Here is a 10,595-nt window from a genome sequence, read left to right on the forward strand (position 1 = left end):
CGTTTTTATTTCCCTTCTTCTGCCCATTCTTTAGCACCTTGTTCTTTCAATTTAGCGGTGAAAGCTTTAGCTTTCTCCATGCTGGCCTGCTCGTCTTCGAGGCTTGCATAAGCATGCTTGTAGCCTTTCACTACATTCCACTCGCCACGGGTAAAGTCGGGGAATTCAACAGCGGCACAACCGTTGTCCATAGACAACTCGCCCAGCTCGGCCAAACAACACCACTCAGCCAGGTCATATACGTCCATATCCAAAGGCAGGCCATTCTGCAGGCAATATACCAGACGGCTGTCCATGATGAAGTCCATACCACCGTGACCTCCTACTTCCTTAGCCATCTCACCATACTTCTTCAGGATGGGGTGCTGATATTTCTCTACCAGTGCTTTCATGTCAGCGGCAGACATGAAACCATGTGAACTCAGGTCATCAACCTTAGGCTGTACACCGGAAGCGCTCAGCTGGGCTGCATCGAGAGCATAACCTTCTACAGGATATTTATTGGCAAAACCTTTGGTACCTGTCAACTGATACAGACGGTTGTAAGGTTGAGGCGTCATCACGTCGTGCTGAATTTCAATCACCTTGCCATTGGCTGTACGAATCAATGTCGTAGTGTGGTCACCGTTACGGAAGTTGTTACATGTAGAATCGGTTCTTTCCTCAACCAATGCCTTGCCGATAACGGACTTGGTATCCATAGCTACCAGCGTAGTCATGCGGTCACCACGGTGTATATCAAGAGCTTGTGCAACAGGACCAAGGCCATGAGTTGCATATACATCGCCACGATGACGCATGTTGTAGTCCAAACGCCATCCCAACTTGTCACCTTCGCCATTCTTCCAGTAGTAGTCCCAGAATTCGTTCAAGTTATGGATATAAGCACCTTGTGCACGGATTACTTCGCCGAATACACCGTTCTGAGCCATGTTCAAGGTATTCATTTCGAACCAGTCGTAGCAGCAGTTCTCCAAAATCATGCAGTGCTTACGATTTTTTTCGCTCAAATTGATCAGTTCCCAACATTCTTTCAGGTTCATGGCAGAAGGAACTTCAATAGCGACGTTCTTGCCGTTCTCCAACGCACACTTGGCAACGGGGAAGTGATGCAGCCAGTCGGCAGCAATATAAACCAAGTCGATATCATCGCGTTTGCAGAGTTCTTCATAACCATTGGCACCCGAATAAATGGCAGCCTTCGGCAGAGAAGCTTTCTTCAAAATCTGCTGGCAAGCCTCGGCACGTTTTTGTTCATAGTCGCAAAGAGCAACAATCTGAGTACCGGGGATATAAGTAAAGCGAGCGACAGCCCCCGGGCCGCGCATGCCCAAGCCGACAAAACCTACACGTACCACTTCCAACTTCGGAATAGTCAGTCCTAATACGCTTTGCTGTCCGGCAGGACGCTCAGGTGTTTTCACTACAATGGTCCCATTTTTCCATTCCCATTGCGTACCCTTATCGTTCGTCTGAACGGTAGAGGCCGTCTGTGTGGAGCATGCACCCAATGTGAGGCACATGACCAACAGTAATGTTCCAATTTTTTTCATAAATGGTTTTAATTTAAAAGTTAAAGAATAAAAGTGTTTTATCTATCAAAAGACGGAGGATATGCCTTTTTGCATGCGTACACTCCCTCTTTTATTTACATGTTGCAAAGATAGAAATTACTTGCCGATGAAACAAGAATATGCTTCTCTTTTTCATTATATCGTATGCCAAATCTTACTTTCCTGCAAAATCAAACAATTTTTGAATAGAAATGTTTTTCATATTCTATTTTTCTCTTGGAAAAGATTCACCCAAAAGCAACCACGAGGCTATCGGAGAACAGTGTATAATTTTGATGCAAACCAAACAAATAATCAACACGCAACTTGAAATTAAAGGGGCAACGATAAAATTGAATATACAGAAAGACAATCCATCACAAGAAAGGTTGTCTCTCAAAATCATCTCCAAGAAGAATGTCTGTAATATATATATCCCTAATGTATATTTGCCATATTTACACAGCGTATCACCTAACTTACTATTTGGGATCCAACGAGATAGAGAATAGAACAACGCTATGAACGTCATGCTTCCGGCAAAACCCATCAATATGCGGTAATATCTCACGTATAAATAGCGACCTATTTCCATAAGATCGAATGATTTTATAGCATCACTATTAAAGCCTTTCAAAAAGGAAGCATCAAACTTGACAAGCATAACGATAAAAATAGATGCACTTACGGCAAGCATTACTCTAATATTCTTTTGAAAATAATCGAAGTATTTATACAGCGCCACCCCAAATATAAAACATGGGTACATTCGATCAAACGCACAAAAGGGAATGACTTGACTAACGATAAGCGATAGGACAACTGCAAAAAGTGTATATTTCGGAACTTTTGATGCAATGCAATAAGTTATCGAGCACAGGAATAAAGATTTAAGAAACCAGAAACTATGTATAAAGAACCAAATCCCCCCCCCCCCTAAATTCCCAGCACAAGTTACTATAATACAATATATTAATCCAAAAGAGATAGCTGGAAGCAATAGCTGTCTAAATTTTCTAAACAATACAATTGTAAACGGAATTGAAGATAGTTTGGCCCCGAAAAATCCTGATATGGTCATAAAGAGCGGCATATGAAATGAGTATATGATGCGATAGACTGGTTCGTCCCAATATTCACTTGATAATAAATGCTGCACGGCATGTCCCCACAGCACCAAAAATATGGCAAATAGTTTAAGGGCATCCAGCCATTTGATTCTTGCTTGTTCCATATTACTTTAACGTGAGTTCGATATAAATGAATAAATATTTTATTGAAAATTAGTGACATAGCGATAAAAGCATTCATTTTTTTATGTTGAATTATAACCTTTAAACGATTACTGCTATGTTTCTAAGGTGCAAATTTATAGAAATTTATTGTAAGACCGATGATTTTTGCAAGGAATTTGTATTACAACAAGAAAACTATATGATTGAAGACCGGCAGGTCAGGCAGCGCAACAAGTTCAAGTTCTTATCCTGTTTCACTCCGGCGATTTCCGCTGTTTCAAGCATTATGACAAGGAATATGTCTGTAAACATTGAAATATCTGTTTCCGATCCAAGTATCTATAACTATTTCGTGTAACCGGAGAAGGGAGTGCTGCCTCATTTGGCCATTTTCATCATAACAGCTTGGCACAAAATAAGAACCACTCCCGTATATCTCATACAGAGAGTGGCTCTTCCATTGATTTAACCACGAAATTAGTCCGCAATTACTGAAAACTCGGCACCGCCTGCAAAATCAGCCCCGTTCTGTGAGGTAAGTCCCGTGAAGCGGATATAACGGGCACGTACCGGTTTGTCCAGCATCACACGCTGTTCCTGTTTGCCTTTACCAAAGGTTCCTTTAGTAACTTCAGTCCATGCCTTGCCATCCATGCTTGTGTGCAGGCTGTAGTCCTTGATATTACCGTTGCTTCCTCCATCCTGACGGGGCAGATAAACAAAACCCGTGATGGTCTTCACTTCACCGGCATCAAAGTCCACCCAGTGGGGATACTTGGCTACGGTTACGGAATACATCGTGTGCCATGTCGTGCTCGGATTACCGTCCACCAAATGGGCAGCGGCTCCTTCGCCGGTCTCCTCACTCGATGCATAGACGACTGTCATCGGAACGCTTTCCTGTTTTTCAAACTTCATCGTGACGGATACGGCCTTGTTATCTTTATAACAAGCTGTTACCACGCCCCCTTCGCGCAGGTTAAAGGGTTCGATATAAAGATATTCCTTCTTCTTGCCGTTCAGCATATAGAGAATTTCCGCATTCTTCTTTTGAGTACTAATCGTCACTTCTCCATTGCGGCTACGCGAGACAGACAGTGGCATTTCACCGGATGCCGATACACAAGCGGTCTCCGTAAAGTCGGCCTGGCGCACGGGGCGGATGATGAAGCTCATATTATGATCGCCGGCCTTCACACGGTCAGGCTCTAACGGGCCGCCTTGACCGCAGCTGTTACCGCCCAGACCCGTCACACCCAAGTCGATGTGCAGATGAGTACCTGTAGACTGGGGCAACTGGTAGGGATGGGGCGCCAGTGTCATTTCCAAAGCCGACCAGGGCAGAGCGGAAGCGGACATACGGGTGCCTGCCACAAACTCCACACCATCGCCCTTAGCATCGGTCAGCGCACACCAGCGGATGTCCTCGCGATTACCCATGCTCTGCGGTTTGGGGAAGTTGACGAACAGGTCTTTCACCAAGCTCTGATGCTGCTCGATGAACGAACCTGTGCGGCGGTCGTTGTAGTTGTTCCACGGGCCGCGACCATACCACGTGTACTGCCGGAGTTCGGAGGGGAGTTCCATCACGTAGCCCAGACGGGGCAGCACCAGTGACGGGTCGTTCGACGTGATGCTCGACTGAAGCTCTACCGAACCGTCGGGATAGACAGTCCATATCTGGTTGGTGACGAACTTGAAATCATCCGAGCCGAAGGGACGGTCAGTCAGTTCCTTGATGGAGTTATGACCGGAATTGCCTCCCTCGAGCACAGCCGCATTCGGCGCCTGCGACTCGACGGTGTACATCAGCTGAACCGTATTGTCACCCTTCTGCTTCGCATTGACCCACGCATGGTTCAGAACTTTGTGCTTCAGGTTGTGCAGACCTTTTTCAAACCATTGGCTGTAGGCCCAGTTGTCGTTGTCTACAGGTGCACGGAAAGCGTCGAGCTTCGGGCCTTTGCCGTCCAGGATAACCTTACGGCTGTTGTACTCCATACTATATATCGTACCTTCGCGGTTGTCGAACTTCAGCACGAAGCCGTTGCCCGACACGGTGGTGAAATCTTCGGCTTCCTCTACCGACGGACGCTCCATCGAGGCCGTTACGGAGGCTAAGGCAGGCTTCTCGCCGGCAGCCTTCACGGGCAGCTGCTCTTCCATCTGCACAAAACCCTTCTTGGCCCAAGGCATATCCTGAGCCAACAGGAACTGAACCTTTACGAAATATTCACTCTCGGGAGCCAGTTTGCTGTAGTCGTAAGACAGAGTGTAAGCAACTTTCTCGCGCGGGCCGAGGATGTTGCGCGGGCCTTTGAAAGCAGTGCTTTCCTCTATCTTCTTTCCGTCTTTCCACAACGACCATACCAGATAGACATCGGTCAGCGGCTCGAAGTAGCGTTTGTTGAAGACTTCAATCTCTCCCTTTGTCATGTCTACCGCCTTGATACCCACGTTCTGATACACCTTCTTCACTTCGTAGTACTGAGGCTTGGGCTGATGGCCGGGGAAAAGAATCCCGTTCATGCAGAACATGCCGCTGTTGGGTTTGTCGCCAAAGTCGCCTCCATAGGCTAGGTAGCGGTCGCCCGTCTTCGGGTCGTAATTGTAGAGTGCCTGGTCTACCCAGTCCCAAATGGCGCCTCCGCAGAAGAAGTTAGTCGACTCGATGGCATCCCAGTAGTCAATGAGGTTGCCGACGGCATTCCCCATCGAGTGGGCGTATTCGGATATATGGAAAGGGTACTTGATGTTGTACTTGCCCGTCACAGCACCGCGCATCCATGCGATGGACGGATATTGATTAGAACCCATGTCTACGATGTCGTTATTGCGCTCGTACTGCACGGGGCGCGAAGGATTGAATTGATGTAGGGCGTTGTAGGCCTTCACGAAAGTCTTGCCGGGGCCGGCTTCGTTGCCCAGCGACCAGATAACCACAGACGGATGGTTGACGTGCGAGTGTGCCAGCTCCATGACGCGGGCCACATGAGCCGCCTCGAACTCTGGCACATGCGACAGAGACGCTTCACCATAATAATATTCGTGGCTTTCGATGTTGGCCTCGTCCTCCAAATAGATGCCGTATTTGTCGCAGAGGTAGTACCAATGCGGGTCACAGGAATAGTGCGAGTTGCGCACGTGATTGATATTGCCGCGCTTCATCAGCATGATTTCCTCTTCCATCTGCTTCACCGTGATGGCGTTGCCTCTGGCGGGATTGATTTCCTGACGGTTCACCCCTTTCAGCTTCACCGTCTTGCCGTTCACGTAGTAGTAGCGTCCGGCCAGACCGAACTCGTCTTCACCGGCAGGCGTGTCCTTGATTTCGACTTTGCAGAAGCCCAGTGCTGAAGAGAACGTCTCCACCACGCGGCTCTTCTTGTCCTTCAGCTGCCCCACCAGCACGTAGCGGTAGGGAGCTTCGGCCGACCACTTGTGCGGAGCGGGTACGGCTATCTCCGCTTGCGAACAGAGGCTGCCGCCCTTCTTCATGTCCTCTAACTTGTACGTGCCGCCCACGCCTTCCACTGGTTCGTTATCGTCCGAATAAAGCTTGTTGGCATAAAGCGAATAGGTCAGTGTATATCCCTTTGCGTCCTTCTTACTCAGGTTGCGGAGGTCGGCTTCGACGCGGATGAGACCGTCTTCATAGTTGGCGTCCAAGTCGGGGAGGATGCGGAAGTCACGTACCTGCACCTGCGACGTCGATGTCAGGGAAACGGTACGGAAGATGCCCGGCAGGCGGAACATGTCCTGTGCCTCAAGGAAGGAGCCGTCCGAATTGCGATAGACTTCGACCGCCACCGTATTATCGCCCTTTGCATTCAGATAAGGCGTGATGTCGAATGAGGCCGTATTGCGCGAGTTCTTCGAGAAGCCCACGTAACAGCCGTTAATCCAAAGATAAAAGAAAGACGAAACGCCGTCGAAGTTGATATAGACTTCGCGTCCCTCCCACGAAGCAGGGACGGTGAACGAGCGGCGATAGGAACCCACCTCGTTACGGTGCTTGTAGGTCACCCAGTCGGCAGGTGGCGTCCGCATCACGCCTCCCTTCCAGTCGCCTACGGCTACCTTGTGCTGGAAAATGACGGGCTGGTTGACATAGATGGGCACTCCGTACTTCAGACTGCCGTCCTTCTGGATGCCGGCTACATTCCATTGCATCGGCACGGTCACATCGTCCCAACCCGACACATCGAACTCCGGCTTATAGAACTCCGTCGGGCGTTCTTCGGGATTGCCCACCCAATGGAACTTCCAATCGCCATTCAACGACTGATAGTAACTGCTTTGCTCAGGTAGGACGCGTCGTGCACTTTCCACGTCGGCAAATGTAAAGAACCACGCCCGCGGCTGTTCCTTGTTCAATGCTAACTGCTCTGGGGCTTCCCACTCCTTGCCTGTCGGCGCTGCGGCTTGACCATAGGCAAACCCTTCCAAAGCTGTTGTCTGGGCGAAACTGCCCAACGTTCCCAACAAGAGAATGATAGAAAATAAGGTTTTCATAACGAAATAATAGTATTACAAGATTATGGAAACAAAAATACGACTTTTTTCTTTACGAACACACGTGTCTCTTCGATAAAAACGAACTTTTATTCATTTTTGGCATATAAGCCTCATTTTTCTATGTTTTGTCCTTCCTTTCGGTAAGGATAAAAGGTATTCGCGACGCGCCGTCCATCGTCATATTGACCTTTGAAACGATTAGGCCAACAAAAAAATTAAAGCTCCAATCCCTTCTCTCTTTCTAAAATCTGACTATCTTTGCAGAGGATGCCTGAGCCACATTCGGACATCCTCTTTTTTGTCGTTCTAAACTTAATCTAAGGGTTATGAAAAGTCAGAAGATGCTGTGCTCGTTGTTAGTTCTGTTGTTATCCTCCCTTGTCTGTGCACAGGGAGTAAAGGTGTATGATGTGGCGGATTTCGGTATGAAAGCCGACAGTCCCAGAAACATATCGGGCATTTGGCAGAAGATGCTGAAGAAAATCCATACGGAATATAAGGAAGGGGACAGCATCGTCATCCGGTTTCATTCGGGCATCTATCATTTCCATGAGAAAGGGTCGGCCATAAGGGAATACTATATATCCAATCACGATCAGGACAATCCGAAGAAGGTGGGCATCGCGTTGGAAGGCATGAAGCATCTGACATTGGATGGCGGGGGAGCCTCGTTTGTCTATCATGGCAGGATGCTGCCGGTTTCCCTCGTACATTCCGAGAACTGTGTTCTGAAAAATTTCAGTATAGACTTTGCTAATCCGCATATCGCACAAGTCGAGATTGTGAGGAACGATATGCAGCAGGGAATTACGTTCCGTCCGGCTCCCTGGGTGAAGTATCGCATTGCCCGGGATAGCGTGTTTGAGGCCTACGGTGAAGGATGGACAGTGAGACATGGCGGCGGCATCCCCTTTGAAAAAGATACGAAACGGATTGTCTACAACGCCGGCGATCGGGGGTGCAATACACAGGGATCCTCTTTGACATCCGACGGATGTGTATGGGCACCGAACTGGAAAGACAGCAAACTGATGCCAGGAACAGTATTCGTGATGCGCGGTTGGGGACGCCCCACGCCCGGCATCTTCCTTTCGCACAACGTCAATACCCGCTTGGAGAATATACAGGTGCATTATGCCGAGGGAATGGGACTTCTGGCACAGATATGTGAAAACATCACGCTCGAAAAGTTCTGTGTGTGCTTAAAGGGAGACGACGACCCTCGTTATTTTACGACGCAGGCGGACGCCACCCATTTTTCCGGCTGCAAAGGGAAGATAGTTTCATGCAACGGTTTGTACGAGGGGATGATGGACGATGCCATCAATGTGCACGGCACCTACCTGAAGATCGTCAGCCGCAAGGACGACCACACGTTAGTGGGACGTTATATGCACAATCAGTCTTGGGGCTTTGAGTGGGGACGTGCAGGAGATGAAGTCAGGTTCATCCGTTCAGCGACAATGGAGTTGACAGGCGCAGCGAATAGGATTTCGGCCATCACTCCCTGCATAGAGGGCGTCCGAGAGTTTCTGATAAGCTTCGAGAAGCCGGTAGAGGCCGGCATTGACGAGAAGGAAGACTTTGGCATTGAAAACTTGACTTGGACGCCAGAAGTCATGTTTGCAGGGAACCTTATTCGCAACAATCGGGCACGCGGTGCTTTGTTCAGCACGCCCCGCATGACGGTTGTCGAAAACAATACATTTGACCATACGTCCGGCACGGCCATTCTGCTTTGTGGCGACTGCAACGGATGGTTTGAGACAGGGGCTTGCCGCAATGTTCTGATACGGAACAATCATTTCATCAATGCACTGACCAGCATGTATCAGTTTACCAATGCCGTGATTTCCATCTACCCTGAAATACCCGAACTGGAGAAGCAACAGGCATACTTTCATGGCGGCAAAGAGGGAGGCATTGTGATAGAAAATAATGTATTCGATACGTTCGATGCTCCAATTCTATATGCCAAATCTGTGGACGGCCTTGTCTTTCGGAATAATACGATAAAAACGAATACGGAATATCCGCCTTTCCATTTCAACCGGAACCGTTTTTGGTTGGAAAAGGTGACCCATGTGTCCATTTCAGAATAAGATATAAATAACTTCTACCTTTCCCTTCCGCTGTCACGCAGCACTTCCTGAAGTCCCGACGCAGTGCTTCGTGAGGGTGTCATGCAGTGCTTTATGAGGATGTGACGAAGCACTTCGTCAGAGGGTCAGCAAGCACGATGTCAGGACGGAAAGAATTGCCCGTGAAAAAAAGAGGAAGAAAAACGGGGTTTTATCACGAGTAAAATAGTCCTGTCGCACCAATTTATTGATATACAGTCGGTTGCTGCGACAGTGACAGGACTGTGCAAACTTTTTTGAAATAAAATAAAAAATAGGCTGCCTTTAAAGGAAAGGTATTTTTTATTTTTTCACGGAAATGTTTACCAAAGGTACTAAGGTGTCGCACTAATTTATTGATAATCCGGCACTTGATGTGACAGGACTATTTTGAGCCCTTCCCGGATTATTTCCAAAGTGATTTGGAAGCTTTCAGAGCAATTTGAGCGCTGGGAGGTGATGCCTTGTGCATTGCTTCCTGTTCCTTTCTTCCCGATACAACAGGAGGCTCGAAAGTTGTGTAACTTTGCAACAAACAGCTAACACCGTTTATGAGGCTTCGACAGGTTGGGCTGTGTCCTATCCCATTGTTTTTAAGTTTCCCGTTCTATTCCATCGAACCGGTACAATTACTTGTATCATGACATTGATGTTCTTCCACCGACCTTCGAGAGATGGCCCGACTTGGGGCCGAGTACAGTCTGTGTTCTCGAAGAATAAGGCAATATCGGCCTTATTCCACACTTGGATATTAATACTTTATACAAAAACGATTACGATTAAATAATATACAATGGCAACAATTAAAATAAAACTGCGCGCCTCAAGCGTCGCGGGCAAAGAAGGAACAATTTATTATCAGATCACGCACCACAGAATTGTAAGGCAGATTAGCACGAATATTCATATCCTGCCGGAAGATTGGGACAGGAAACAACAATGCTTCAGCCAGTCGGAGGTGAACGCCGCTCTCCAAAGCCGCATACAGGGCGACATGACCCTGCTGCGGAGGATTATCAAGGAACTCAATGCGTCGGGAGTGCCGTATACGGCAGAGGACATTGTCCGACGTTTCCGCAAGCCCGACCACAACGTAATGATGCTGGCGTTCATGCAGGAGCAGATCGACCTGCTGCGCCAATGCAACCGCCTGGGCACCGCCCAAAACT

At 48.1% G+C, this 10,595-nt stretch carries 5 protein-coding genes; 2 read left to right on the forward strand and 3 right to left on the reverse strand.

What is annotated here, in order from left to right; translation table 11 throughout:
- Positions 1 to 5: 5 nt before the first annotated feature.
- The 3 genes from Q0Z70_RS07535 to Q0Z70_RS07545 all read right to left on the reverse strand — a co-directional run bounded on the left by Q0Z70_RS07535 (position 6) and on the right by Q0Z70_RS07545 (position 7,303).
- A complete protein-coding gene (locus Q0Z70_RS07535) occupies positions 6 to 1,553 on the reverse strand; it encodes a Gfo/Idh/MocA family oxidoreductase (RefSeq protein ID WP_298073481.1) in 1,548 nt (515 codons plus the stop codon).
- 226 nt (positions 1,554 to 1,779) lie between these two features.
- Positions 1,780 to 2,787 carry an acyltransferase family protein gene (locus tag Q0Z70_RS07540; RefSeq protein ID WP_298073482.1) on the reverse strand — a complete coding sequence of 336 codons (1,008 nt, stop codon included), beginning with the start codon at positions 2,785 to 2,787 and terminating at the stop codon, positions 1,780 to 1,782.
- Between the two features lie 478 nt (positions 2,788 to 3,265).
- Positions 3,266 to 7,303, reverse strand: a complete 4,038-nt coding sequence (locus Q0Z70_RS07545) for a glycoside hydrolase family 2 TIM barrel-domain containing protein (RefSeq protein ID WP_298073483.1) — start codon at positions 7,301 to 7,303, stop codon at positions 3,266 to 3,268.
- A 329-nt stretch (positions 7,304 to 7,632) separates the two neighbouring features.
- Here Q0Z70_RS07545 and Q0Z70_RS07550 point away from each other — a divergent pair, with 329 nt between their 5' ends.
- Together Q0Z70_RS07550 and Q0Z70_RS07555 are read left to right on the forward strand one after the other, a co-directional pair.
- Complete coding sequence (locus Q0Z70_RS07550) at positions 7,633 to 9,408, forward strand: right-handed parallel beta-helix repeat-containing protein (RefSeq protein ID WP_298073484.1); 1,776 nt, start codon at positions 7,633 to 7,635, stop codon at positions 9,406 to 9,408.
- Between the two features lie 811 nt (positions 9,409 to 10,219).
- Positions 10,220 to 10,595 (forward strand): Arm DNA-binding domain-containing protein (locus Q0Z70_RS07555; RefSeq protein WP_298073485.1); only part of this gene is annotated, 376 nt, incomplete at its 3' end.

Origin of the sequence: uncultured Bacteroides sp., from assembly GCF_947632445.1 — a bacterium.
Taxonomy (GTDB): domain Bacteria; phylum Bacteroidota; class Bacteroidia; order Bacteroidales; family Bacteroidaceae; genus Bacteroides.